This is a genomic window from Pseudomonas vlassakiae, assembly GCF_014269035.2.
GTDB classification, from domain to species: Bacteria; Pseudomonadota; Gammaproteobacteria; order Pseudomonadales; family Pseudomonadaceae; genus Aquipseudomonas; species Aquipseudomonas vlassakiae.
In genome coordinates this window covers 31,581-56,672 of the sequence record NZ_JABWRP020000012.1, presented here as the reverse complement: position 1 = coordinate 56,672, position 25,092 = coordinate 31,581, and the positions used below count along the sequence as shown (strand labels likewise).

The window sequence follows — 25,092 nt, the reverse complement described above, 5'->3', positions numbered from 1 at the left end:
TGCCCGGATTATAACGAGGGTTTTGAAAGCGTGCCATCCGAAAGATCAGACAGTGCTATGCGAAGAAACGTCGCTGCGAACTCGTCCGGTGGCAACGGCAGGCTGACGATGTAACCCTGGATCTGCTCGCAGCCCTCTGCTGCCAAGAAGCGCTGCTGCGCCTGGTTCTCCACGCCCTCGGCAATGATCGTCAGCTGCATGCTGCGCCCGAGCGCGATGATGGCGCGGGCGATGGCGGCGTCATGGGGGTCGTCCGGCAGGCCGCGAATGAACGACTTGTCGATCTTGAGGATATCCAGCGGCAGGCGCTTGAGGTAACTCAGCGATGAGTAACCGGTGCCGAAATCGTCGATCGCCAGCTGCACGCCCAGCTGTTTTAGCTGATGCAGAATGGCCAAGGCTTCTTCGGCCTGGCTCATGATGAAGTTCTCGGTAATCTCCAGTTGCAGGTCGCCCGCTTTCAGCTGATACACCTTCAACAGGTGCTCGATGCGCTTGGCGAGGTTGGGGTGGCGCAGCTGCGCGCCAGCCAGGTTGATCGACAATGGCCCGAAGGCTTGATAAGCCTTTTTCCAGCGATGCATCTGCTGGCAAGCCTGCTCCAGCACCCAGTCGCCCAGCTGCAGGATGGTACCGTTCTCTTCGGCCAGGTGAATGAAATGCTCGGGCGGTACTTCGCCGAATGTCGGGTGGCTCCAGCGAACCAGTGCTTCGGCCCCGACCAGGGTCTGGGTCTTGAGGCTCAGCTTGGGCTGGAAGCTCAGGCTCATCTCGTTGCGCTCGATGGCGCGACGCAGCTCGTGCTCCATGGCGATGCGTTCGCTGGCCTGTACGGTCAGGTCCCGGGTGTAGGCTTCCACGCGATTGCGGCCTTTGGCCTTGGAGCGGTACATGGCGGCGTCGGCGTTGCGGATCAGCGTGGCGACGTCGGTGCCATCCTGCGGGTAAAGGCTGATGCCGATGCTGGCGCTGGTAAAGAACTCATGCTCGCCGGCCTGGAACGGGGCGACGAAGCAGGCCAGCAACTTGCTGGCGATGGCATGGGCATCGCTGGGCTTATGCAGGCCGGGCAGCAGGATGATGAACTCGTCGCCACCCAGGCGGGCCACGGTGTCGACGTCGCGCACCTGCTCCTTGAGGCGCTGGGCGATGCCTTTGAGCAACAGGTCGCCGACCGGGTGGCCGAGGCTGTCGTTGATGTGCTTGAAGCGGTCCAGGTCGAGGAACAGCACAGCACCCTGCCGGTTGGACACCTGAGCGCAGGTCAGCACGGCCTGCAGCCGGCTTTCGAAGAGGGCGCGGTTGGGCAGGCCGGTCAGTGGGTCGTGGTGGGCCTGGTAGTCGAGTTTGGCCTGGGCGTGCTTGAGGCTGGAGATGTCGGCGAACACGGCAACGAAGTGGGTGATGTTGCGATCATTGTTGCGAACGGCGCTGATGGTCAGCCAGCCGGGATACAGCTCGCCATTCTTGCGCTTGTTGTAGATCTCGCCCTGCCAGTGACCTTCTGCGGTGAGCTGGTGCCACATGGCGGCGTAGAAGGCACTGTCGTGCTGGCCAGAGGCGAGCAGGCGCGGGGTCTGGCCGAGCGCCTCGATCTCGCTGTAGCCGGTGATCTCGCTGAAGGCACGATTGACTGCACTGATGCGCTGGTCGGTGTCGGTGATCAGCACGCCTTCTGCGGTGTTTTCGAACACGGTGGCAGCCAGTTGCAGTTTTTCCTGCATCAGGTGGCGTTCGGTAATGTCGCGGGCGATGGTCAGCATGCAGTCGACACCACTGATCGGCAGTGGCCGGGCCGAGAGCTCGCAGAGGCGAATCTGCCCGTCGCTGCGGCGCAGGTGGCAGCTGAAGTCACGCACAAAACCATCGCGACCCAGTTGGTCGATCAGGCGTTTGCGTTCGTTGAGGTCGACCCAGATCCCCAGGTCGAAGGAAGTCTGATCGATAGGCTGGTTGAATTCATAACCGGTCAGGCGGCAGAAGCCTTCGTTGACTTCCAGCAGCAGGCCGTCGCTTTGGCGCGACAGCAGCAGGCCGTCAGGCGACGCGTGGAAAGCCTTGGCGAACTTTTCCTCGGAGGTCTGCAATTGTTGTTGGGTTTCCTTGAGCTGGCTGATGTCGCGAACCGCCACGACCAGCGCCGGGGTACCGTCGAGCTCGAAGGTTTCGGCCGAGGTCAGGCCGGTGAACAACTGGCCGTTGCTGCGGCGGAAAGTCATTTCAAGGTTGCGGATGCCACCTTGGTGCAGGCGTTCGAGAAGCCTCGGGCCCATGCCTTCGACCCCCCACAGGTTGAGCTCGGTAGCGGTACGACCGATAACCTCGCCCGGTTTCAGGCCGATCTGTTCTTCGAAGGCTTCGTTGACCTCGAGCAGCACGCCATCACTATGCCGTGCGATCAGCAGAATGTCCGGGCACTGCTCGAACACCGAGGCGAACTTTTGCTCCGACAGACGCAGGGCGTCTTCGGTGCGTTTGGTCTCGCTGATGTCGATCATCAGGCCCCGCATCACCGGCCGGTGGCCATGTTCGATCATGCTGACGATGTTGCGTACCCAAAGCGCCTGGCCGTCGGCGCGTAGCACGCGGTAATCGAGGCTGTGATCACGCCCCGCGGCGGTTTCGCTTTCGCAGAAGGCCTGGGCCCAGAGTGCATCGTCGGGGTGCAGGATGCTGCGCCAGAAGCCGGGCTTGAGCCAATCGTGCAGCGGGTAGCCCAACAGGTCCTCGGCATGCGGCGAGACATAACTGTAGGTGAAGTCGTTGGCGTCGGCCTCCCAGGCGATTGCCGACAGGCTCTCGATCAGGCCGCGGTAATGGTACTCGCTGCTGCGCAGCTCCTGCTCCAGGGCGATACGCCTGGAAATTTCCGAGCTGAGCCGGCGATTGATACGGATGACCGCGGCGAGAATGGCGATCAGCAGCAGGACGGCGGGCAGCCCATAGAGCAGCGTGTCGTGCCAGAAGCTTCGCTGGTCGACCACGGCGCCGACCCAGCGCTGCTGGATATGGCTGATCTCTTCGCTGGACATGTCGGCCATCACTTTGTCGAGGATGCCGACCAGTACCTGCTGGTCACGGGGCGCGGCCATTGCCAATTGATAGCGATAGGGTGTGTCGCCGCTTACATACAACCCTTCGAGCTTGAGCTGGCGCAGGCTCCAGATGCTGGAGGCGAGGTCACCGACCACCGCGTCCACGGCGTCGGTGGCCAGAGCCTGCAGGGTCGAGTTGACATTCGGCATCGCCACCAGGTTCAGGTCCGGGTGGTGGGTGCGGAGCAGTTCATGGGGCGCATAGTTTTCCACCACAGCGATCTTCAGCCCGTACAGGTCCTTGAGCGTGCGCGGTTGCGGGCCGCCTTCATGGGCCAGGATGACGATGGGGAAATCGAGGTAGGGACGGGTGAACGCGAGGTAGCCCTGGCGTTCGGGTGTCGACATGATGCCGGGCAGCAAGTCGATGCGGCCTTCGCGCGCCTGCTGCAGCACTTCGGTCCAGCTGCTCGGCTCGACCGGTTTCAGTAATACGCCCAGGCGATCCTGGAGCAGGGCGATGTAATCGGCGGCCAATCCCTGGTACCGGCCCTCCTGGTCACGAAACTCGAACGGTGGCCAGGAAGCGTCGACGCCCAGTCTCAACTGCGGGTGGGCAGCGAGCCAGGTTTTTTCCTCGTCTGTCAGGGTCAGGGCGCCGGCCGTTGTGTTCCACAGCATCAGGAGCAGCAACAGAATGGCCGGCTTCGGCAGCATAGCGGCCTCGCATTCAGTTGGTCTGAAGTCGAGTGTAGACGGGCATTCAGCCAGCCGAGTAGCCGATCACAACTATTTGTCGGATAAGAAAAACCCCGGCCTGGGCCGGGGTTCGTCATCACTCGTCGAGGAAGGAGCGCAGATGCTCGCTGCGAGTCGGGTGGCGCAATTTGCGCAACGCCTTCGCTTCGATCTGACGGATCCGCTCACGGGTCACGTCGAACTGCTTGCCTACCTCTTCAAGGGTGTGGTCGGTGTTCATGTCGATACCGAAGCGCATGCGCAGCACCTTGGCTTCGCGTGCGGTCAGGCCCGAGAGCACGTCACGGGTCGCTTCCTTGAGGCTTTCGACCGTGGCCACGTCGATCGGGGACTGCATGGTCGAGTCCTCGATGAAGTCGCCCAGGTGCGAATCTTCGTCGTCGCCGATCGGGGTTTCCATGGAGATCGGTTCTTTGGCGATCTTCAATACCTTGCGGATCTTGTCCTCAGGCATTTCCATGCGCTCACCGAGCTCTTCCGGGGTCGGCTCACGGCCCATTTCCTGCAGCATCTGGCGGGAAATACGGTTGAGCTTGTTGATCGTCTCGATCATGTGCACCGGAATACGGATGGTGCGCGCCTGGTCGGCGATCGAGCGGGTGATCGCCTGACGGATCCACCAGGTGGCGTAGGTCGAGAACTTGTAACCGCGACGGTACTCGAACTTGTCCACCGCCTTCATCAGGCCAATGTTGCCTTCCTGGATCAGGTCGAGGAACTGCAGGCCCCGGTTGGTGTACTTCTTGGCGATGGAAATCACCAGACGCAGGTTCGCCTCGACCATTTCTTTCTTGGCGCGGCGGGCTTTCGCCTCGCCGATGGACATGCGGCGGTTGATTTCCTTGATTTCGGCGACGGTCAGGCCGGTCTCGGTCTCGAGGTCGATCAGCTTCTGCTGGCAAGCGACGATGGCGGCGTCCTTTTCACCCAGAGCAGCTGCCCACTTGGTGTTGCGCTTGGCCAAATCACCGGACCAGGTCTGGTCGGTTTCATTGCCCGGGAACAGGCGCAGGAAGTCCGCACGCGGCATACGGGCATCACGCACACACAGCTGCATGATCGCGCGCTCTTGCTGACGCAGGCGGTTCAGGGCATCGCGCACACGCTCGACCAGGACGTCGAACTGCTTCGGCACCAGCTTGATCGGCATGAACAGGTCAGCCAGGGCCTGCAGGGCCTCGATGCTTTCCTTGCCGTCACGGCCGTGCTTTTTCAGGACCTTGGCGGTGGCCTGGAGCTGATCGGCAACGGCACCGAAGCGCTGGGCTGCGACAACCGGATCGGGACCGCTTTCGGTCTCTTCCTCGTCATCGCCCCCTTCGCTTTCCTCGTCTTCGTCGTCCGACTCTTCCTTGGCCGCAGGCGCCTTGGCACCAGGTACTGGCACTTCGTCGGTCGGTGCGGCAATGTTGTCGTCAGGGTCGATGTAACCGCTGAGAACGTCGGACAGGCGGCCGCCCTCGGCGGTGACGCGGTCGTATTCGCCGAGGATGTAGTCGACAGTACCCGGGAAGTGAGCGATGGCGCCCATGACTTCACGGATGCCTTCCTCGATTCGCTTGGCGATTTCGATTTCGCCTTCGCGAGTCAGCAGCTCGACGGTACCCATTTCGCGCATGTACATGCGCACCGGGTCGGTTGTGCGGCCGATATCGGTTTCAACTGCCGCCAACGCAGCAGCGGCTTCTTCGGCCGCGGCTTCGTCGGTGTCGGCTTCCGCCAACAGAAGGGCATCCGCATCCGGAGCACTCTCGAATACGTTGATCCCCATGTCGTTGATCATGCGGATGATGTCTTCCACCTGTTCCGGATCTGAAATATCCTCAGGCAGGTGGTCGTTGACCTCCGCGTAAGTCAGGTAGCCCTGCTCACGACCGCGGGTGATCAACTCTTTGATACGAGACTGCTGTTGCGCTTTTCCGGACATAACACCCTATCCACTGAAGGTCTTGGCGGGCAAAAAACAAGCCGAGGATTATACCCGAGCATGGGCCTCACGCGCCAGATGAGGTCGGCGTTTGTGCGGGAACATTCCGGCTCAGCAGGGCGAGGAGCTGTGATTTTTCCTCGCTGGTCAATTCGCTTTGACGTGATTTCCTGAGCAGTTGTTCCAGGCTGCGCTCGCGTTGGCGGGCGGACAAGCTAGTTATAGTGTCGAAAAACTGTTGTTCAAGGTTGTCGGCCACGATCAACCATTCCTTTTCGGCCAGGGCCCGCAGCAGGCGGCCTTGTTCAGTGCCGTGCCAACGTGCGATCAACTGCATTGAGCTTAGCCCAGGATTCTTCTGCGCAGCTTCGATCAGGGCCACCAGCAGCTGGCTGTACAGGTGTTCTTCGTCGGCGAAGTGGCTGGCATCCTCGACCTTGCCGGCCAGCAATGGATGGTGCAGCAAGGTGCGCAGGGCGGCCAGGGTCGGTGGTTCGACCGGTGCCGGCACCCGCGGCGGTGCTTCGTCGCGCTGCTGCCATGGCTTGCCACCCTTGCGGTTCTTGTCCCAGGGCTTGTCGCCCCACTGCTTCTTGCCCCCGCCTTTGTTTGGCTTCCACTCCTGTTGCTGATGAACGGGGGCGTAGTCCGGCTGTGGCAGGTCGCCGTAGTCGGGGGTGTAGCTGGCCATGGCATCGTAGTCATAGCCTGGGTCGTAATCTGGCACGCTGCTGGTCGCCGGGGCCTGCTGCGCCAGTTGCTCGACCTGCTGAGGGTCGAGGCCGGTGATTTCCTTCAGGCGGTTGCGCATCAGCTGACGCAAGTTGGCACCGGGGATCTTTTCGATCAACGGTGCAGCCAGGGTGGCCATGTGGGCCTTGCCTTCCAGCGAGCGCGGGTCGGCTTCGTTGCTCAGTTGCTCGAAGAAATAGTCGGCCAGTGGCTGTGCGTGCTGGTTGATCCGGGCCATGAAGGCATCGGTGCCTTCGGCGCGTACCAAGCTGTCCGGGTCTTCACCTTCTGGCAGGAACAGGAAGCGCGCACGGCGGCCATCCTGCAGTGCCGAGAGGGTCGATTCCAGTGCCCGCCAGGCAGCCTTGCGCCCCGCCTGGTCGCCGTCGAAGCAGAACAGTACGCTGGGCACTACGCGGAACAGGCGCTTGAGGTGCTCTTCGCTGGTCGCGGTGCCGAGGGTGGCGACGGCATTGCGCAGGCCTTGCTGGGCCAGGGCGATCACGTCCATGTAGCCTTCGACGACGATTATCTCGTCGAGGTTGCGGTTGTGCTTGCGTGCCTCGTACAGCCCGTAGAGTTCCTGGCCCTTGTGAAACACCGGGGTTTCCGGTGAGTTGAGGTACTTGGGCTTGTCGTCGCCCAGTACCCGGCCGCCAAAAGCGATGATGCGCCCACGGCTGTCGCGGATCGGGAACATCACCCGGTCGCGGAAGCGATCGTAGCGTTTGCCGCTTTCGGCATTCTCGATCAACAAGCCGGCGTCGATCATCACCTTTTGCTGCAGGCTGTCGGCGCCCAGGTGTTTGAGCAGGTTGTCCCAGCCCGGCGGCGCGAAGCCCAGGCCGAAGTCACGGGCGATCTCGCCAGACAAGCCACGGCCCTTGAGGTAGTCCACCGCTGCCTTGCGGGTCGGATGGCTACGCAGGGCCTGGCGGTAGAACTCCGAGGCGGCATCGAGCAATGGGTACAGCGGCGAATCGGTTGGCTGGCGCGGCTTGTTGTCGCGACGGCCTTGTTCCCTGGGCACTTCCATGCCGGCTGCGCGGGCCAGTTCCTCGACGGCCTGGGGAAAGTCCAGGTTGTCGTGGTCCATGACGAAACCAAGGGCGTTGCCGCCGGCACCGCAGCCGAAGCAGTAATAGAACTGCTTGTCTGGGCTGACCGTGAATGAAGGGGTCTTTTCCTTGTGAAACGGGCAGCAGGCGGAGTAGTTCTTGCCGGTTTTTTTCAGCTGAACGCGCGAACTCACCACATCGACAATATCGAGGCGGTTGATCAGGTCGTCGATGAAGCTTTGGGGAATCAGCCCGGCCATGGCAGTCTCGTCATCTGGCAACTGGCAAGTCTAAACGCTAACGGGGCGAGTGATGCTAGGGGAAGTGCGAGGGAGTGTGTGCTCGTCGCCAGCCTCCGGCTTGCCGGGGGCTCGTCAGTCAGGACGTGCACGACTGGCCGAAACCAGATCTGACGCTTTGAAACCATTTGCCCGCTGCAAGTTGCTGCAGGCACCTTGGGCTAGCTGCTCAAGGCCAAGCAAACCGCTGCCATCGGCCCGGCAGTGAGCCGGGCAGGGCAGAAGCTCTTGCGTAGAACGTCTGTATTAGTACAGGCGAACGGCGCGGCGCTGTTCGCGCTGAACTTTCTTGGCGTGACGCTTAACAGCTGCAGCTGCTTTGCGCTTACGCTCGGCGGTCGGCTTCTCGTAAAACTCGCGGCTACGAACTTCAGCCAGTACACCGGCTTTTTCGCAGGAGCGCTTGAAACGACGCAGAGCTACGTCGAAGGGTTCGTTCTCTTTAACTTTGACGGCTGGCATCCAGGGCTACCTTAATTCATTACCGGGGTAGACGTGCTCCTGGCAAAACAAAGGTGTGCTGGAGAACGTCGGTTTTCAAGGGTTGCGGATGTTAACCCTTAGTACGCCGGAATGCAAAGCCTCTGATCGAAAACCGCTGGTCGGCACCCGGCACGGGGACTATCATGCGCGGCTTCGAATTCAGCCCCCACAAGGGACGAGCCCATGCTAGTACTGGGATTGGAAACATCCTGCGACGAAACCGGCGTCGCATTATACGACAGCGAGCGCGGTTTGTTAGCCGACGCGCTGTTCAGTCAGATCGACCTGCACCGCGTGTTCGGTGGCGTGGTGCCCGAGCTTGCCTCGCGTGACCACGTCAAGCGCATGCTGCCGCTCATCCGCCAGGTGCTGGAGGAAGCTGGCTGCGTCGCCACCGAGATCGACGCCATCGCCTACACGGCCGGCCCTGGCCTGGTCGGTGCGCTGTTGGTTGGCGCCTCGTGCGCCCAGGCCCTGGCTTTCGCCTGGGATATCCCGGCGATCGGTGTGCATCATATGGAAGGCCACCTGCTGGCGCCGATGCTGGAGGAAAACCCTCCCGAGTTTCCGTTCGTCGCTTTGCTGGTTTCCGGCGGCCACACCCAGCTGGTGCGGGTGGATGGCATCGGCCAGTACGAGCTGCTGGGCGAGAGCCTCGACGATGCTGCCGGCGAAGCGTTCGACAAGACCGCCAAGCTGATCGGCCTCAACTACCCGGGTGGGCCGGAAATCGCGCGCCTGGCCGAGCGGGGTGTGCCTGGGCGCTTCGTGTTCCCGCGGCCGATGACCGATCGGCCGGGCCTTGAGTTCAGCTTCAGTGGCCTCAAGACCTTCGCCCTGAACACCTGGCAGCAGTGCAAGAATGCTGGCGACGACAACGAGCAAACCCGTTGCGACCTGTCCCTGGCTTTCCAGCAGGCGGTGGTGGAGACTCTGACCATCAAGTGCAAGCGCGCCCTCAAGCAGACTGGCCTCAAGCGCCTGGTCATCGCGGGTGGCGTGAGCGCCAACAAGGCCTTGCGCGCCTCCCTGGAAGACATGCTGGCCGGTCTCAAGGGCAACGTGTACTACGCGCGGCCACAGTTCTGCACTGATAACGGTGCGATGATCGCCTATGCCGGTTGCCAGCGTCTGTTGGCCGGGCAGCAGCAGGACTTGGCCATCAGCGTGCAGGCACGCTGGCCCATGGAGCAGCTGCCGCCGCTGTGAAGGCGTGCGGGCGCGTCAGAAATGCCTTTCGCGCCCGGCAAACAAGTCGCGCAGATTGTTGCGGTGGCGCCAGACGATCATCACCGTCAGCACGGCGATCGGCAGCAGCGCCTCCGGCTCTCGCCAAGCCAGAAGTGGCAAGGTCAGCGGGGTTGCCACAAGCGCCGCCAGCGAGCTGGTGCGAGTGAGATAGAAGGTCAACAGCCAAGCGCCGATGGCCAGCAGTGCGGCTGGGAAATACAGGCCCATGAGCATGCCCGCGGCAGTGGCGACGCCTTTGCCGCCGCGGAAGCGGAAATACAGCGGGAACAGGTGGCCGAGCACTGCGCACACGCCGACCCAGGCTTGCTCTTGCAGGCCAAGGCCGGCAGCGCGGGCGAGCAAAACCGGCAACAGCCCCTTGCACAGGTCGCCGAGCAGGGTCAGGATCGCCAGTTTACGGCCCGCCAGGCGTAGCATGTTGGTGGCGCCGGCATTGCCCGAACCGCTGGAACGAGGGTCCGGGCTGCCCGAAAGGCGGCTGAGGACGATGGCGAAGGACAGCGAGCCGAGCAGGTAGGCGAGCAACGCCAGTAACCAAAACATGCTAACTATTCCGGGCGAGGACGCCCTGATTCTAACGGCGCCAGTCGCCCTTGTCGTGCTGTGGAGAGAAGTGCTTGGACAGAGTGTTCATCGAAGGCCTGGAAGTCGATACCGTCATCGGCGCCTATGACTGGGAACGGGATATTCGCCAGTGCCTGCGCCTGGACCTGAGTTTTGCCTGGGACAACCGCCCGGCAGCGGCCGGTGATGACCTGAACCTGGCACTCGACTATGCCAGTGTGTCGGCGCGGGTCCAGGCATTTGCCGAGCAGGCGCGCTTCGAACTGGTGGAAACCTTCGCCGAGCGCCTGGTGGCCGCGCTGATGGAAGAGTTCCATATTCCCTGGGTGCGGTTGAAGCTGACCAAGCCGGGGGCCGTTCCCGCTGCCCGCGGCGGTGTTGGCGTGGAGATCGAGCGCGGATGTCTCTGAACACCGTTTACCTGGGCCTTGGCAGCAACATTGATCGCCACCAGCACCTGTGTGCGGGGCTCGATGCGCTGGCGGCCATTCTCAGTGACATGCAGTGTTCCCCGGCATTCGAGAGCCAGGCGGTGGGGATCAAGAGCGGGCCGTTCATCAACTTCGTGGTCACCGGCAAAACCGGTCTGCCGCTGATGGAGCTGGATCGCCGGCTCAAGTTCATCGAGGCGGACAATGGTCGCTATGCCCCGGATCGCAAGGGCCTGCCGCTGGATATTGATGTGCTGATGTACAACGATTTGCACGGCACCTTCGATGGGTTGGTACTGCCCAGGGCAGAGATCCTGAAGAATGCGTTTGTGCTGTGGCCGTTGTCGCTTTTGGCGCCGGAGCTGGTGCACCCTGGGGCAGGGAAGAGCATGGCGCAGTTGTGGCAGGAGGCGCGGATCGATCAGGTGCTGGCGCCGGTCGCGTTCGAATGGCGGGGGTTGCAGCTGACTCAGGCGTGAGCCCGTGCCGGCCTCTTCGCGGCATTAGCCGCGAGGAGGCCCGCGTGGTCAGCCCTGCTTGTAAGCCTCGAGCGCTTTGAGTCGCTCGCCTTTGAGGGCCTCGCCCAAGCCCTGACCGGTCAACCCGGCTTGCACCAACGGTTTCACATCCACTGCCCGGGCTGCGTTGGCTGCCCCCCGCAGATAATCGCCCTGTGGATAACTTTCACAGGTGGCCATTGCACACGCGGCAATGAAATCCTCGAAACGCTGCGGCCGCCGATAAACGTCGAACTTCTGCAACATTTCCAGCAAATTTGCAGGTGCCAGCTGCAAAGCGTTGTCGGCCTGCGCGGCAAACTCAGCCACCAGCACGGCCAGTTCCTGGCATTCACGCGGCGCCTTGAAACGCTGATTGAGTGCTTTGATCGCCGCTGGCTCCAGCCCTCGCAACAAGCACGCCCAGCGCACAGCCAGCGGCTGTTGACGCTCTGCCGCCCGGCGCAGGGCAACCAGTGTGTGCGCAGGCTGCTCCAGCTCAGGCATCAACTCGTTCAAAGCGCCACAGGCCTGCAATACCTGGATGAACACTTGCGGCTGACTTTCCATCAGCGCCCGTTCGATCTCTTTCCAGCTACGTTCGGCTGTCAACGCCTGCAATTCGCCCGATTCGGCGATCTGGCGCATCAGCGCCAGTGTTTCATCGGCGACCTTGAAGCCCAAGGGGGCGTAACGTGCGGCAAAGCGGGCAACACGCAGCACACGTAAGGGATCTTCGGCGAATGCCGGGGAAACATGGCGCAGAATGCGTTGTGCAAGGTCGGCCTGGCCATGGTAAGGGTCGAAGACCACGCCCTGTTCATCCTCGGCCATCGCATTGATGGTCAGGTCGCGGCGGATCAGGTCTTCCTCCAGCGTGACGTCCGGGCTGGCGTGAAAGGTGAACCCGCCATAACCGCGTCCGCTCTTGCGCTCTGTGCGTGCGAGGGCATATTCCTCGCCGGTCTCTGGATGCAGAAACACCGGGAAATCAGCGCCGACCGGGCGGAAGCCCCGGGCATGCATTTCCTCGACCGTGGCGCCGACCACCAGCCAGTCGATATCACTGACCGGGAGCCCGAGCAGGCGGTCGCGTACTGCGCCGCCGACTTTGTAGATGTGCATGTGCAGCCTCCATTACTGCCCACAGGATAACCTGTTGGCAGTAATGGCGGTGCATCAGAGGTGGTGGATGACGGCGAGGTCCATGCGCCCGTAGTCGCCGCTCTCGGCATGTTCCCCGCGCGGCGGCATGTGATGGGTCTTGACCACCTGGTCACCCTGTACGGTCTCCAGGTGGATATCGAAGCCCCACAAGCGGTGCAGATGCTTGAGCACTTCCTCGGTGGAGTCGCCCAGCGGTTTGCGGTTGTGCTGCTGGTGGCGCAAGGTCAGCGAGCGGTCGCCGCGGCGGTCGATGCTCCAGATCTGCACGTTGGGCTCGCGGTTGCCCAGGTTGTACTGGGCAGCCAGTTGCTCACGAATGATCCGGTAACCCGCTTCGTCATGGATGGCCGGTACCAGCAGGTCGTCGCGCTGGTCGTCATCGAGGATGCTGAACAGCTTCAGGTCCCGCATCACCTTGGGTGACAGGTACTGCAGGATGAAGCTCTCGTCCTTGAAGCTGCTCATGGCGAACTTGATGGTAGAAAGCCAGTCACTGCCGGCAATGTCGGGGAACCAGTGGCGATCTTCCTCCGTCGGGTTTTCGCACATGCGGCGGATGTCGGTGTACATGGCAAAGCCCAGTGCATACGGGTTGATGCCGCTGTAGTACGGGCTGTCGAAACCGGGCTGGAACACCACGCTGGTGTGGGACTGCAGGAACTCGATCATGAAGCCTTCAGTGATAAGGCCTTCGTCGTACAGGTCATTCATCAGGGTGTAGTGCCAGAAGGTGGCCCAACCTTCATTCATCACTTGGGTCTGGCGCTGTGGGTAGAAGTACTGCGCGATCTTGCGCACGATGCGCACCACCTCGCGCTGCCAGGGTTCGAGCAGCGGAGCGTTCTTCTCGATGAAGTAGAGGATGTTTTCCTGCGGCTCGGAGGGGAAGCGGGCATCGTCGCGGTCACCGCCTTTGTCCGCAGTCTTTGGGATCGTGCGCCACAGGTCGTTGATCTGCCGCTGCAGGTGCTCTTCCCGGTCTTTCTGACGCCGGCGTTCTTCCTCGGCGGAGATCGGATAGGGGCGCTTGTAGCGGTCCACCCCATAGTTCATCAGCGCATGGCAGGAGTCGATCAGGTCCTCCACGGCGTCGATGCCGTGGCGTTCCTCGCACTGCGCGATGTACTGCTTGGCGAACACCAGGTAATCGATGATCGATGTGGCGTCGGTCCAGGTGCGGAACAGGTAATTGCCTTTGAAGAAGCTGTTGTGGCCATAGCAGGCGTGGGCAATCACCAGTGCCTGCATGCACATGGTGTTCTCTTCCATCAGGTAGGCGATGCACGGATCGGAATTGATCACGATCTCATACGCCAGGCCCATCTGGCCCCGGCTGTAGGACTTCTCGGTACTGAGGAACTGCTTGCCGTAGGACCAATGGTGGTAACCCAGCGGCATGCCGACGGACGCGTAGGCATCCATCATCTGCTCGGCAGTGATCACCTCGATCTGGTTGGGGTAGGTGTCCAGGGCGTAACGCTCGGCCAGCCGACTGATTTCCCGATCGTAGGTCTGGATCAGTTCGAACGTCCACTCGGACCCGGTGGATATGGGTTGGCGTCTCTGTGCTCTGGCGGTCATGTGGCTAACCTGCGCTGGAAGAGTTCACGGAAGACCGGGTAGATATCGCCGGCCGATACCAACTGCTGCTGGGCGAATGTGTCGGGGAAGGCTTCGCCGATTCGCTCGTACTCGTACCACAACGCCTGGTGCTCACGGGGGGTGATCTCAACGTAAGTGTAGTACTGCACATGCGGCATGATCTGCTTGGACAGGATCTCGCGGCAGATCGGCGAGTCGTCGTTCCAGTTGTCGCCGTCGGAGGCCTGGGCGGCATAGATGTTCCAGTCGGCGGCCGGGTAACGCTCAGCCATGATTTCCTGCATCATCTTCAGCGCACTGGAGACGATGGTGCCGCCCGTTTCCCGGGAATAGAAGAATTCTTCCTCGTCGACTTCGCGGGCGCTGGTGTGATGGCGGATGAACACCACCTCGATCCGGTCGTAGTTTCGCTTGAGGAACAGGTACAGCAGGATGAAGAAGCGTTTGGCGATGTCCTTGGTGGCCTGAGTCATCGAGCCGGACACGTCCATCAGGCAGAACATCACCGCCTTGGAACTGGGGTTGGGTTGCTTGACCAGCAGGTTGTACTTGAGGTCGAACGTGTCGAGGAAGGGCAGGCGGTTGATGCGTGCCTTGAGCCGTTCGATTTCCTGTTCGACTTCCTGGATATCGGTGAAGTTGTCGGGTTCTTCGATCTTCAGCCGGTCCAGTTCCTTCTGTGCTTCGCGCAGCAGCGCACGGCTGCTGCCGGTCAGGGCGATGCGCCGGGCGTGCGCCGAGCGCAGGGTACGGACGATGTTTATGCGTGATGGGTTGCCCTCGTTGGCGATGCCAGCACGCACGGTCTTGAAGGTGTCGGCGCCGGTCAGGTGGCGTTTGACCAGGTTGGGCAGTTCGAGGTCTTCGAACATGAATTCGAGAAACTCTTCCTGGGTGATCTGGAAGACGAAGTCGTCCATCCCCTCGCCGGAGTTGCCGGCCTTGCCGCGGCCCCCGCCGCCCCCGCCGCCTTGTGGCCGAGGGATATGCTCGCCAGCGGTGAACTCCTTGTTGCCTGGGTGGACGATGGTCTGCTTGCCGCCCCGACCATGGTGCAGCACCGGTTCATCGATGTCCCGTCCCGGAATGCTGATCTGTTCGCCATGTTCCATGTCCATGATGGAACGGCGGCTCACGGCCTCTTCGACGGCCTTCTTGATGTGTTCACGGTAACGCCGCAGGAAGCGCTGGCGGTTGACCGTGCTCTTGTTCTTGCCGTTCAGGCGTCGGTCGATAACGTAGCTCATGGTCCCTCCGGTAGCTGGGAGCAGCTGCAAGCCACAAGCTTCAGGCTGCCGGAATCAGCAGCCACCGCTGCTTGAAGCTACGGCGCCGGGCTTGCGCTCGGCGCTGGGCAGCTTGAAGCGAGCGGCTTGTAGCTTGCCGCTTTATTGCGATTTCCTGACCCGCAGGTACCATTCCGACAGCAGGCGCACCTGTTTGTCGGTGTAGCCACGTTCCACCATCCGCGTGACGAAGTCGTTGTGCTTCTGTTGGTCCTCCTTGCTGGCCTTGGCGTTGAAGCTGATGACCGGCAGCAGGTCCTCGGTGTTGGAGAACATTTTCTTCTCGATCACCACCCGCAGCTTCTCGTAGCTGAGCCAGCTCGGGTTCTTGCCGTTGTTGTTGGCACGGGCACGCAGCACGAAGTTGACGATCTCGTTGCGGAAATCCTTCGGATTGCTGATGCCTGCCGGTTTCTCGATCTTTTCCAGTTCTTCGTTGAGGGCGATGCGGTTGAGAATCTCGCCGGTTTCCGGATCGCGGTATTCCTGGTCCTGAATCCAGAAGTCGGCGTACAGCACGTAGCGGTCGAAGATATTCTGACCATACTCGCTATAGGACTCGAGGTAGGCCGTCTGGATTTCCTTGCCGATGAACTCGATGTAGCGCGGTGCCAGGTACTCCTTCAGGTAGCGCAGGTAGCGCTCGCGTACTTCGGCCGGGAACTGTTCCTGCTCGATTTGCTGTTCCAGCACGTACAGCAGGTGCACCGGGTTGGCTGCCACTTCGTGCGGGTCGAAGTTGAACACCTTGGAGAGAATCTTGAAGGCGAAGCGGGTCGACAGGCCGTTCATGCCTTCATCGACCCCCGCCGCATCGCGGTACTCCTGGATCGACTTGGCTTTCGGGTCGGTGTCCTTGAGGTTTTCGCCGTCGTAGACGCGCATCTTCGAATAGATATTGGAATTTTCCGGCTCCTTCAGGCGTGAGAGCACGGTGAACTGGGCGAGCATCTTCAGCGTGTCTGGCGCGCAATGGGCTTTGGCCAGCGAGCTGTTGATCAGCAGCTTGTCGTAGATCTTGATCTCGTCGCTCACGCGCAGGCAGTACGGCACCTTGACGATGTAGATCCGGTCGATGAACGCCTCGTTGTTCTTGTTGTTGCGGAAGGTGTGCCACTCCGATTCGTTGGAGTGGGCCAGCAGGATACCGGTATAGGGAATGGCCCCAAGGCCCTCGGTACTGTTGTAGTTGCCCTCCTGCGTGGCGGTGAGCAAGGGGTGCAGGACCTTAATCGGCGCCTTGAACATTTCGACGAATTCCATCAGGCCCTGGTTGGCCCGGCACAGAGCGCCCGAATAGCTGTACGCATCGGCGTCGTTCTGCGGGAATTCCTCGAGCTTGCGGATATCGACCTTGCCGACCAGGGCGGAGATGTCCTGGTTGTTCTCGTCGCCCGGCTCGGTCTTGGCGATGGCGATCTGGTTAAGGATCGAGGGGTACAGCTTCACTACCCTGAACTTGCTGATATCACCGCCGAACTCCTGCAGGCGCTTGGTGGCCCAAGGCGACATGATGGTGTTCAGGTAGCGCCGCGAGATGCCGTACTCCTCCTCGAGAATGGCCCCGTCTTCGGTGGCATTGAACAAGCCCAAGGGGGACTCGAACACTGGCGAGCCCTTGATTGCGTAGAAGGGCACCTTTTCCATCAACTGCTTGAGTTTCTCGGCCAGCGACGATTTACCGCCGCCTACCGGGCCCAGCAGATAGAGGATCTGCTTCTTCTCTTCCAGGCCTTGGGCGGCATGGCGGAAGTACGAAACGATCTGGTCGATGCACTCTTCCATGCCATGGAAGTCGGCAAAGGCCGGATACCGGCGAATGACTTTGTTGGAAAAGATTCGCGACAGCCTGGAGTTGGTTGAGGTGTCGATCAGTTCTGGCTCACCGATGGCCAGCAACAGCCGTTCAGCCGCCGATGCGTAGGCACTGCGATCCTCTTTGCACAGCTCGAGGTACTCCTGCAGCGAGAGTTCTTCCTGGCGCGTAGACTCGAAGCGTTGTTGGAAGTGGCTAAAAATGCTCATGACGTCACCTCGCTCGATACGTGGAGACGACGCCGGATCAGTCAGCTGATGCTGGCATGCAACCGGGTTCGCCGATTGCTGTATACCCCCCAGAACACCCTGAAACGCTACCGATGACCCGCACGCCGGTGTACCGGCTCTCCCCTTTTTTTGGATGGCCTGCGCTTAAGAATAGTTGGTTATCCGCAAGGTCAAGGGCGCGCAGTGCAGAAGTTACGAACGACCGTTCGTCAGGTGGGCTGCGAGCCCGCGTGGGGCGCGGGCTGCAGTAAATATGAAAAAATTATTCGGCAGCGCCTTGAGCGGTCTCTGCCGGGTAGGTGGCGCGCCACAGTTCGAAGCCGCCATCGACGCTGTACACGTCGGAGAACCCTTGGCCGACCAGGTAGGCCGCTGCGCTCTGGCTGGAGTTACCGTGGTAGCAGACCACCAGGGTCGGGGCATCGAGGTCGGCATTGCGGATGAACTCGGCGACCGAGTGGTTATCCAGATGCTTGGCACCGGTGATGTGGCCAGCGGCAAAGGCTTGCGGGTCGCGAATGTCGACGACTACCGCACCTTGCGCGCGCAGTGCAAGGGCCTGCTCGGGAGGGATGCGCTTGAATTCGCTCATGGTACGGCTCTCTTCAGGGTTGATCGTTCAGTGTAGTGGGTTGCGCCGGCAGACGGATATTGCCGTCGTCGGTGCAGTCGCAGCGGTGGTATTCACCGCTGTCAACGTTGTACAGGGTCATGGCGCCTCCCCACACGCAGCCGGTGTCCAGGGCGATGATGCCAGGCTCGTCGACCTGGCCCTGGAGTGCAGCCCAGTGGCCGAAAATGATCGTCACGTGGCGGGAGCGGCGGTCTTTGTGGGCATACCAGGGTTTGTACCCCTTGGGGGCGGTGCCCAGGCCTTCCTTGCTCTTGAGGTCGAGCTTGCCTGCGGGGGTGCAGAAGCGCATGCGCGTAAGGTAATTGGTGATGACCCGCAGGCGCTCGATACCGGAGAGGTGTTTGCTCCACTTGTTCGGCTCATTGCCGTACATGCCATCCAGATACAGCTGCAGACGGCCGTCGTCGCGCAGCACTTCTTCGACTTCCGCAGCGAGCTTCAGGGCCTGGCCAAGGGTCCACTGTGGCGGGATGCCAGCATGAACCAGGGCGATGCCGCGGGGCTCGTCGTAATGCAGCAGCTTCTGCTGGCGCAGCCAGTCGAGCAACTGATCGGCGTCCGGCGCCTCGATGACCTCGCGCAGGGTGTCGCTCTTCTTCAAGCGCTCGACATTTTGCCAGGCAGCCAGCAGGTGCAGATCATGGTTGCCCAGCACGCACACCAGTGACTGGCGGATCGAGTAGAGGTAGCGCAGGGTTTCCAGCGACTCGGGGCCGCGGTTGACCAGGTCGCCGACCAGCCAGAGGCGGTCGACCGCCGGGTTGAAGTTGACCCGCGCGAGCAGGCACTTGAGCGGACCAAGGCAGCCTTGCAGGTCTCCGACGGCGTAGGTAGCCATCAGTGCAGCGCTCCAGGCACCGCGAGGCGGAAGGGTGCGATGTCGGCTTCGAAGCGCTTGCCGTCTTCGGCGAACATCTCGTAGCTGCCCTGCATGGTGCCGACGCGTGTGCTGATCACCGCGCCACTGCTGTAGGTGTGGCTCTGGCCAGGTTCGATGGTCGGCTGCTGGCCGACCACGCCGGCACCGCGCACTTCCTCGACTTCGCCATCACCGTTGGTGATCAGCCAGTGGCGTGACAGCAGCTTGGCTTTGACCAGGCCGTTGTTCTGCACGGTGATGGTGTAGGCGAAGGCGAAGCGACTGCTTTCGGGGTCGGATTGGTCTTTCAGGTAACGGGTCACGACGCTGACGTCGATCTGATAGCGAGGGTCGGACATGCAAGGGCCTTGGGCGAACTGACGCAATAATGCAGTCTAGGCCATTGGCGGGGGGGAGGGCCAGCGGTGTAGGGGCTTGGGGGATTGCATCGTCATTGCCGGCCCCTTCGCGAGTAAACCCGCGATGAGGCCGGCAGCCGTATCAGGCTTGCTGGTCGGCCAGCTGATCGGCCAGGCGCACGAAGGCTGCCAGGTCGAGCTGTTCAGGGCGCAGGCTGCCATCCACGCCGGCGGCCTCGATGGCGGCGCTGTCGAGCAGGCCTTTCAGGGTGTTGCGCAGGGTCTTGCGACGCTGGTTGAACGCTTCACGCACCACCTGCTCCAGCAACCGTGCATCCTTGGCCGGGTGCGGCAGCACGTCGTGCGGCACCAGGCGCACGATTGCCGAGTCGACCTTTGGCGGCGGGTTGAACGCGCCTGGGCCGACGTTGAACAGGTGTTCCACGCGGCAGTGGTACTGGACCATGATCGACAGGCGACCCCAATCACCCCCGCCTGGGCCGGCAGCCATGCGCTCGACCACTTCCTTCTGCAGCATGAAGTGCATGTCACGGATCAGTCCGGCGTGGCTGAGCAGATGGAAGATCAACGGCGTAGAGATGTTGTACGGCAGGTTGCCGACCACCTTCAGGCTGCGTGATGGTACACCCAGCTGGTTGAAGTCGAACTTCAACGCATCGCCCTGGTGCAGGCGGAAATTATCGCGGCCAGCGAACTTATGCTGCAGGATCGGGACCAGGTCCTTGTCCAGCTCGACAACGTCCAGCTGGGCGCCACTGCCCAGCAAGCCTTCGGTCAGGGCGCCCTGGCCCGGGCCGATTTCCAGCAGGTGTTCGCCGGCCTTGGCGTTGATGGCGCGCAGGATGCGGTCGATGATGCCTGCATCGTGCAGGAAGTTCTGGCCGAAGCGCTTGCGGGCCCGGTGTTGGTATTGCTCGTTCATGGTCGGTTCTCGGCCATCTGGTAGGCGGTTTCCAGGGCTACGCGCAGGCTGCCGGTGTCGACCTTGCCGCTACCGGCGAGGTCCAGGGCAGTGCCGTGGTCGACCGATGTGCGGATGATCGGCAGGCCCAGGGTCACGTTGACGGCTGCGCCAAAGCCTTTGTACTTGAGTACGGGCAGGCCCTGGTCGTGGTACATCGCCAGCACCGCATCGCAGTGCTCCAGATATTTGGGGGTAAACAGGGTATCGGCCGGCAGTGGGCCGCGCAGGTCCATGCCTTCGGTGCGCAGGCGGGCCAGCGTCGGCTCGATGATGTCGATTTCTTCGCGGCCAAGGTGGCCGCCTTCTCCGGCATGCGGGTTGAGGCCGCAGACCAGGATGCGCGGGTTGGCGATGCCGAACTTGTCGCGCATGTCGGCGTGCAGGATGCGGGTAACCCGCTCTACACGTTCGGCAGTGATGGCGTCGGCAATGTCCCGCAGCGGCAGGTGCGTGGTCACCAGGGCAACGCGCAAGCCACGGGTGGCCAGCATCATCACCACCTGGGCGGTACGGGTAAGGTCGGCAAGAAATTCGGTATGGCCGGAGAAGGCGATACCGCTTTCGTTGATCACGCCCTTGTGCACTGGCGCGGTGATCATCCCGGCGAATTGCCCGTCAAGGCAACCTTGGCCGGCACGGGTCAGCGTTTCCAGCACGAACGCCGCGTTGGCCTTGTTCAGCTGGCCCGCCACCACGGGCGCAGCCAAGGGTGTATCCCATACGTACAGGCTGCCGGCAGGCGCAGGCTGGTCAGGCCATTGGCCTGGCGCTACCGTCAGCAGGTTGACCGCCAGCCCCAGCTGCGTGGCCCGCTCGGCGAGCAGGTCACGGCTGGTGATGGCAATCAGGGGATGGGGCTGGGCGTCGGCGGCGAGCAGCAGGCACAGGTCAGGGCCTATGCCGGCTGGTTCGCCGGGGGTGACGGCGAAGCGCAGGGGCTTCACTTCGCGGCCTGGTCAGCGCCAGGCAGCTTGATTTCAACGTAGGCTTCGTCGCGGATCTGGCGCAGCCAGGTCTGCAGCTCTTCGTCGTACTTGCGGTTGCGCAGCACGTTCATGGCCTGTTGCTCACGCGCCTGTTCGGTGCTGTCGGTAGCGCGACGGCCCAGCACTTCCAGGACGTGCCAGCCGTACTGGGTCTTGAATGGCTTGGTCACCACGCCTTGCTGGGCGTCGGCCATCTGCTCGCGGAACTCCGGCACCAGGCTGTTCGGGTCGACCCAGTTGAGGTCGCCGCCGTTGAGTGCCGAACCTGGGTCTTCCGAGAAGCTCTTCGCCAGTTCGCCGAAATCTTCGCCGTTCTGGATACGCTCGTACAGGCGCTCGGCCAGCTGCTTGGTGGCTGCTTCGCTGCGGATTTCGCTCGGCTTGATCAGGATATGGCGCACATGCACTTCGTCACGCAGCACGTTCTCGCCGCCCCCGCGCTTCTCTTCGAGCTTGAGCAGGATGAAGCCGTTGGGGATGCGGATTGGCTGGGTGATGTCGCCGACTGCCATGCTGCTCAGCATCTTGGCGAAGTCCGGTGGCAGCTGGGCCGCTTTACGCCAGCCCATTTCGCCACCTTCCAGGGCGTTTTCGCTGGCCGAGTTGGCAATCGCCACCTGGCCGAAGTCGGCGCCCTGGCGCAGTTGCTGGTACAGCTCGCCGACCTTGCGTGCAGCTTTCTGGATGTCGTCCGAGTTGGCGGCTTCCGGGGTCGGGATGAGGATGTTGGCCAGGCGGTACTCTTCCGACATCTGCATCTTGCCCATGTCCGAGGCGAGGAAGTTCTTCACTTCCTGCTCGGACACCTGGATGCGCTCGGCAACCCGACGCTGACGCACGCGGCTGATGATCATCTCGCGCTTGACCTGCTCACGGGCGTCGTCGAACGACAAGCCGTCATGGGCGAGGGCGGCGCGGAACTGCTCCAGGGACATGCCATTGCGCTGGGCAATGGTACCGATGGCCTGGTTCAGTTCTTCGTCGGTGATGCGGATGCCCGAACGCTCGCCAATCTGCAGCTGCAGGTTCTCGACGATCAGGCGTTCCAGTACCTGCTGCTCCAGTGCGCCGGTCGGTGGTACGCCACCGCCGCGCTTGGCGATGGTCTGCTGCACCTCGTGGACGCGCTGGTCCAGTTGGCTCTGCATGACCACGTCGTTGTCGACGATGGCCACCACGCGGTCGATGGGTTGTACCGCGGCATGCACCGCGCCACTCAGCAATGCAGCGCCCAGCAACACCGGGCGCAGTCGATCAATAAGCTTGGTCTTCACGTGTACGGTAACCTTGAATGCCTTGGTCGAGGAACGATTCGACTTTATTACCCACTACACCACCGAGGCCTTTCAGCACGATCTGCAGGAAGATGCCGTGGTCACCCTTTTCGTTTGTCGGGGTAGCCTGGCTAAAGTCGTCGGCGTCGATCCAGTAACGGTTGATCAGGCGCAGCTTCCAGCAGCAGTTGTCGTACTCGAAGCCACCCATGGCTTCCAGGGTACGGTTGCGGTTGTAGTCATGCTGCCAGCGGGCGATCACGCTCCATTGCGGCACGAGCGGCCAGATGACCGAGAAGTCGTGCTGCTGGATCTTGTAGTAATCCTTGATGAAGTTGTCGGTACCCGGTGTGCCATAGTCGCCGCCGCCCACTTTCCAGGTACCGGTGGTGGAGTCATAGGCGATGGTGTCATTGCGGTAGCGATAACCGAAGTTGACCACCTTGTTCGGGTTGTCTTCAGGCTGGTAGTGGAACATCGCGCTGCCCGAACGGGTGCTGCGGCTGTCCGGGTCCCAGTTGAAGTCCGAATTGAAGCGCCAGTCGCGGTTGAAGTAGTAGTTGTACAGCAACGCGTACGGCGACACGTCCGACTGCGAGTCCTTGCGGGTACGGTAGTCGATGCCGGGCAACTGGACCTTGCGGTCCTTGAAGTAGTAAGCCTGGCCGATGCTGAAGTTCTGACGCTCGAAGCCGTTGTCCTCGATCCAGCGGGTGGTCACGCCCAGCGACAGCTTGTTCTCGTCGCCGATACGGTCGGTGCCGGAGAAGCGGTTGTCACGGAACAGCGAGTCATAGCTGAACAGCGTTTCACTCGTGTCGAACAGCGGGATGTCCACCTGATCCTTGTAAGGAACGTAGAGGTAGTACAGGCGCGGTTCCAGGGTCTGACGGTAATTGGTCCCGAACAACGACGTATTGCGGTCGAAGTAGAGCCCACTGTCTACGCTGAGAATCGGGATGTCGCGGTTCTGATTGCTCTTGAAGTCGCCGAACAGGTCGCGGGTGGCATCGCTGCTGTTGGCAACGTCGGTTTTGCCCTTGCCATCCAGGTCCAGATCATAATGGGTGTACATGTACTTCAGCTTCGGCGTGATGTAGCCGTAGCTTGCGTTCATGGGCAGGCTGATCGACGGTGCGACGTTCAGGCGGGTACCGTTGGCACGGGCAACACCGAACAGGTTTTCGTCGAGTCGACGGCCTGCGGCGCCTGCGCTGAAGTCCGGGTTACCATCTTTGTCAGTGACGAAGTCGTTCTTCAGGTCACGATCAAAGCGTACCGCCTCCGTCTCGTAGCCGAAATTCAAACCGCCAGGCTGGAACGGCAGCGCACCATTGAGAGTAATCTGCGGCAGCTTGTTGTACGGGGTGATCTGCGACAGGGTCGCCATCTCGTACGCTTGCGCATTCAGGCGGGCGGTGTAGGTGTCACCACGCCAGGTCAGGGCACCTTGCTGGTTGACCACGTCCCGGCTCTTGACGCCGATCTGGTCGGTTTCCAGGTCCTGGAAGTAGAACGGATCGCTGATATCGGTGTAATCAACTTCAGTCATCAGGCGCTCGTCCAAGCCACCCTTGTGCTGCCAGTTGATCATCCAGCGTTCTTTCTTGTAGTCCGTCTGCAGCTTGCGATCGTCGTCCTCGTCGTTGAGGTAGCCGCCGCCGAACTGGCCTTCGCTGGACTTGGTCAGGTAGCGGAACTCGCCTTCCATCAGCAGGCCGCGCTTGGTCATGTAGCGCGGGTACAACGTGGCGTCATAGTTGGGCGCCAGGTTGAAGTAGTAAGGCGTGACCAGCATGAAGCCGGTGTCGCTGGTGCTGCTGAACGACGGCGGCAGGAAGCCGGACTGGCGACGGTCGTCGATCGGGAAGTAGATGTACGGTGTGTAGAGCACCGGGAAATCTTTGACCCGCAGGGTGACGTTGGTCGCGGTACCGAAACCGGTCGCCGGGTTCAGGGTGATGTTGTTGCCCTTCAGCTGCCAGGCGTTGCTGCCCGGTTCGCACGTGGTGTACGTACCGTCCTTGAGGCGGATGATGGCGTTTTCGCCACGCTTGGCGTACAGGGCGTTGCCGCGGATGTGCGACTTGTGCATCACGTATTCGGCGTTGTCGACCTGGGCTTCGCCGGTGTCGAGCTGGATCTCTGCCTGGTCACCGACGACCAGCGAGCCGTTGTCGCGGATCTTGACGTTGCCCTTGAGCTCGCCACGGTTCTCGGCCTGGTACAGGTTGGCTTCGTCGGCTTCGGCCTGCATGCTGCCCTGGCGCATGACCACGTCACCGGCGAGGGTAGCGATCTGCTGCTCCTGCTGGTACTTGGAGACCTTGGCGTTGATGTAGGTCGGCGACTCGTCCTTCGGCGTGGAGTCGGCCATGCCCGGGCGGGTCGGCTCGATGTACGCACCGCCGCAATACGGGCCGGTTTCGGCCAGCTGGGCGGCAGTGAGCTTCTCGCGTGGAACCCAGTCGAGGTGGCTGTAGTCTTCGCTGCGCGACTTCAGGCCACGGCCCTTGGCCTCGGTGACCAGCATCGGCTTGTCAGCGCTCTCGGCCTCGGCCGGCTCGGCTTCGCTGCCGGAAGTGAGCGCAGCACCTTCGTGCACCGGGCGCGGAGGCAGGTTGTTGGCTGGGGTCTTGGGCTTGCAGTCCCAACCACCGGAGGCGGACACTTGGCAGTCGAACTGCTCGGCAGCCACCACATAGGAGGTGGCAAGAGGTTGCATGGCCAGCAGACCGCCGGTTACCAGCAACGGAAACTTTCTACGAAACGCGGGGGATTTCAATGCCATCTTATTAGTCCGGGCTTCCTGCGTGCCATCTGCCCGCGTGTGGGGCCGCACGCCTCTCGATGGTCTG

Annotated in this window: 19 protein-coding genes; 3 read left to right on the top strand and 16 right to left on the bottom strand. The window is 61.9% G+C overall.

The annotated features are described in order from the left end of the window. Nucleotides 1–8: 8 nt before the first annotated feature. The 4 genes from HU738_RS16545 to rpsU all read right to left on the bottom strand — a co-directional run bounded on the left by HU738_RS16545 (nucleotide 9) and on the right by rpsU (nucleotide 8,272). Nucleotides 9–3,752: a bifunctional diguanylate cyclase/phosphodiesterase gene (locus tag HU738_RS16545; protein ID WP_186602901.1), complete on the bottom strand. Its 3,744-nt coding sequence runs from the start codon at nucleotides 3,750–3,752 to the stop codon at nucleotides 9–11. 118 nt (nucleotides 3,753–3,870) lie between these two features. After that, nucleotides 3,871–5,721, bottom strand: coding sequence for an RNA polymerase sigma factor RpoD (gene rpoD / locus HU738_RS16540; protein WP_186602902.1), 1,851 nt, complete (start codon nucleotides 5,719–5,721; stop codon nucleotides 3,871–3,873). A gap of 67 nt (nucleotides 5,722–5,788) precedes the next feature. Beyond that, nucleotides 5,789–7,771, bottom strand: coding sequence for a DNA primase (gene dnaG, locus HU738_RS16535; protein ID WP_186602903.1), 1,983 nt, complete (start codon nucleotides 7,769–7,771; stop codon nucleotides 5,789–5,791). Nucleotides 7,772–8,056: 285 nt separating this feature from the next. After that, nucleotides 8,057–8,272, bottom strand: a complete 216-nt coding sequence (rpsU, locus tag HU738_RS16530; protein WP_003255575.1) for a 30S ribosomal protein S21 — start codon at nucleotides 8,270–8,272, stop codon at nucleotides 8,057–8,059. 204 nt (nucleotides 8,273–8,476) lie between these two features. Here rpsU and tsaD point away from each other — a divergent pair, with 204 nt between their 5' ends. Then, entirely contained in the window at nucleotides 8,477–9,502 is a 1,026-nt protein-coding gene (gene tsaD / locus HU738_RS16525; RefSeq protein WP_176506071.1) for a tRNA (adenosine(37)-N6)-threonylcarbamoyltransferase complex transferase subunit TsaD, read from the top strand. Between the two features lie 15 nt (nucleotides 9,503–9,517). Here tsaD and plsY read toward each other — a convergent pair whose 3' ends face one another. After that, the gene (plsY, locus tag HU738_RS16520; RefSeq protein ID WP_054885227.1) at nucleotides 9,518–10,087 is read right to left on the bottom strand and encodes a glycerol-3-phosphate 1-O-acyltransferase PlsY; all 570 of its coding nucleotides are present in this window, start codon (nucleotides 10,085–10,087) and stop codon (nucleotides 9,518–9,520) included. 74 nt (nucleotides 10,088–10,161) lie between these two features. Here plsY and folB point away from each other — a divergent pair, with 74 nt between their 5' ends. Then, entirely contained in the window at nucleotides 10,162–10,518 is a 357-nt protein-coding gene (gene folB, locus HU738_RS16515) for a dihydroneopterin aldolase (RefSeq protein ID WP_103448718.1), read from the top strand. After that, nucleotides 10,509–11,018: a 2-amino-4-hydroxy-6-hydroxymethyldihydropteridine diphosphokinase gene (gene folK / locus HU738_RS16510; protein WP_176506072.1), complete on the top strand. Its 510-nt coding sequence runs from the start codon at nucleotides 10,509–10,511 to the stop codon at nucleotides 11,016–11,018. Before folB ends, folK begins: the two co-directional genes overlap by 10 nt. A 48-nt stretch (nucleotides 11,019–11,066) precedes the next feature. On the opposite strand, the gene HU738_RS16505 is transcribed toward folK, so the two are convergent. The 11 genes from HU738_RS16505 to HU738_RS16455 form a co-directional block, all read right to left on the bottom strand. Then, entirely contained in the window at nucleotides 11,067–12,161 is a 1,095-nt protein-coding gene (locus HU738_RS16505) for a multifunctional CCA addition/repair protein (protein WP_186602904.1), read from the bottom strand. A 54-nt stretch (nucleotides 12,162–12,215) separates the two neighbouring features. Then, a complete protein-coding gene (locus HU738_RS16500) occupies nucleotides 12,216–13,784 on the bottom strand; it encodes a SpoVR family protein (protein WP_186602905.1) in 1,569 nt (522 codons plus the stop codon). Then, on the bottom strand, nucleotides 13,781–15,052 hold the full coding sequence (locus HU738_RS16495) for a YeaH/YhbH family protein (protein WP_099813724.1): 1,272 nt from the start codon (nucleotides 15,050–15,052) through the stop codon (nucleotides 13,781–13,783). The genes HU738_RS16500 and HU738_RS16495 overlap by 4 nt, the downstream gene beginning before the upstream one ends. Before the next feature lie 141 nt (nucleotides 15,053–15,193). Then, nucleotides 15,194–17,116 (bottom strand): PrkA family serine protein kinase, encoded by a 1,923-nt coding sequence (locus HU738_RS16490; protein WP_054885222.1) that lies wholly within the window; start codon nucleotides 17,114–17,116, stop codon nucleotides 15,194–15,196. Nucleotides 17,117–17,399: 283 nt separating this feature from the next. Continuing rightward, complete coding sequence (gene glpE / locus HU738_RS16485) at nucleotides 17,400–17,729, bottom strand: thiosulfate sulfurtransferase GlpE (protein WP_186602906.1); 330 nt, start codon at nucleotides 17,727–17,729, stop codon at nucleotides 17,400–17,402. A 13-nt stretch (nucleotides 17,730–17,742) separates the two neighbouring features. Next, nucleotides 17,743–18,609 (bottom strand): symmetrical bis(5'-nucleosyl)-tetraphosphatase, encoded by an 867-nt coding sequence (locus HU738_RS16480; RefSeq protein WP_186602907.1) that lies wholly within the window; start codon nucleotides 18,607–18,609, stop codon nucleotides 17,743–17,745. Next, the gene (gene apaG / locus HU738_RS16475) at nucleotides 18,609–18,989 is read right to left on the bottom strand and encodes a Co2+/Mg2+ efflux facilitator ApaG/CorD (protein WP_054885219.1); all 381 of its coding nucleotides are present in this window, start codon (nucleotides 18,987–18,989) and stop codon (nucleotides 18,609–18,611) included. The genes HU738_RS16480 and apaG overlap by 1 nt, the downstream gene beginning before the upstream one ends. 142 nt (nucleotides 18,990–19,131) lie before the next feature. Continuing rightward, nucleotides 19,132–19,932, bottom strand: a complete 801-nt coding sequence (gene rsmA / locus HU738_RS16470) for a 16S rRNA (adenine(1518)-N(6)/adenine(1519)-N(6))-dimethyltransferase RsmA (RefSeq protein ID WP_186602908.1) — start codon at nucleotides 19,930–19,932, stop codon at nucleotides 19,132–19,134. Further along, a complete protein-coding gene (gene pdxA / locus HU738_RS16465; protein WP_186602909.1) occupies nucleotides 19,929–20,918 on the bottom strand; it encodes a 4-hydroxythreonine-4-phosphate dehydrogenase PdxA in 990 nt (329 codons plus the stop codon). Before pdxA ends, rsmA begins: the two co-directional genes overlap by 4 nt. Continuing rightward, nucleotides 20,915–22,234, bottom strand: coding sequence for a peptidylprolyl isomerase (locus HU738_RS16460; protein WP_176506078.1), 1,320 nt, complete (start codon nucleotides 22,232–22,234; stop codon nucleotides 20,915–20,917). The genes pdxA and HU738_RS16460 overlap by 4 nt, the downstream gene beginning before the upstream one ends. Next, nucleotides 22,215–25,025 carry an LPS-assembly protein LptD gene (locus tag HU738_RS16455; RefSeq protein WP_186602910.1) on the bottom strand — a complete coding sequence of 937 codons (2,811 nt, stop codon included), beginning with the start codon at nucleotides 25,023–25,025 and terminating at the stop codon, nucleotides 22,215–22,217. Before HU738_RS16455 ends, HU738_RS16460 begins: the two co-directional genes overlap by 20 nt. Nucleotides 25,026–25,092 lie beyond the last annotated feature (67 nt).

What these genes read in the sequence shown, in the direction of transcription:
- rpoD (WP_186602902.1), bottom strand. Translation starts at nt 5,721, where the DNA reads ATGTCCGGAAAAGCGCAACAGCAGTCTCGTATCAAAGAGTTGATCACC.
- HU738_RS16500 (WP_186602905.1), bottom strand. Translation starts at nt 13,784, where the DNA reads ATGACCGCCAGAGCACAGAGACGCCAACCCATATCCACCGGGTCCGAG.
- HU738_RS16505 (WP_186602904.1), bottom strand. Translation starts at nt 12,161, where the DNA reads ATGCACATCTACAAAGTCGGCGGCGCAGTACGCGACCGCCTGCTCGGG.
- glpE (WP_186602906.1), bottom strand. Translation starts at nt 17,729, where the DNA reads ATGAGCGAATTCAAGCGCATCCCTCCCGAGCAGGCCCTTGCACTGCGC.
- rsmA (WP_186602908.1), bottom strand. Translation starts at nt 19,932, where the DNA reads ATGAACGAGCAATACCAACACCGGGCCCGCAAGCGCTTCGGCCAGAAC.
- plsY (WP_054885227.1), bottom strand. Translation starts at nt 10,087, where the DNA reads ATGTTTTGGTTACTGGCGTTGCTCGCCTACCTGCTCGGCTCGCTGTCC.
- HU738_RS16480 (WP_186602907.1), bottom strand. Translation starts at nt 18,609, where the DNA reads ATGGCTACCTACGCCGTCGGAGACCTGCAAGGCTGCCTTGGTCCGCTC.
- tsaD (WP_176506071.1), top strand. Translation starts at nt 8,477, where the DNA reads ATGCTAGTACTGGGATTGGAAACATCCTGCGACGAAACCGGCGTCGCA.
- dnaG (WP_186602903.1), bottom strand. Translation starts at nt 7,771, where the DNA reads ATGGCCGGGCTGATTCCCCAAAGCTTCATCGACGACCTGATCAACCGC.
- HU738_RS16495 (WP_099813724.1), bottom strand. Translation starts at nt 15,052, where the DNA reads ATGAGCTACGTTATCGACCGACGCCTGAACGGCAAGAACAAGAGCACG.
- HU738_RS16545 (WP_186602901.1), bottom strand. Translation starts at nt 3,752, where the DNA reads ATGCTGCCGAAGCCGGCCATTCTGTTGCTGCTCCTGATGCTGTGGAAC.
- apaG (WP_054885219.1), bottom strand. Translation starts at nt 18,989, where the DNA reads ATGTCCGACCCTCGCTATCAGATCGACGTCAGCGTCGTGACCCGTTAC.
- rpsU (WP_003255575.1), bottom strand. Translation starts at nt 8,272, where the DNA reads ATGCCAGCCGTCAAAGTTAAAGAGAACGAACCCTTCGACGTAGCTCTG.
- HU738_RS16455 (WP_186602910.1), bottom strand. Translation starts at nt 25,025, where the DNA reads ATGGCATTGAAATCCCCCGCGTTTCGTAGAAAGTTTCCGTTGCTGGTA.
- folK (WP_176506072.1), top strand. Translation starts at nt 10,509, where the DNA reads ATGTCTCTGAACACCGTTTACCTGGGCCTTGGCAGCAACATTGATCGC.
- HU738_RS16490 (WP_054885222.1), bottom strand. Translation starts at nt 17,116, where the DNA reads ATGAGCATTTTTAGCCACTTCCAACAACGCTTCGAGTCTACGCGCCAG.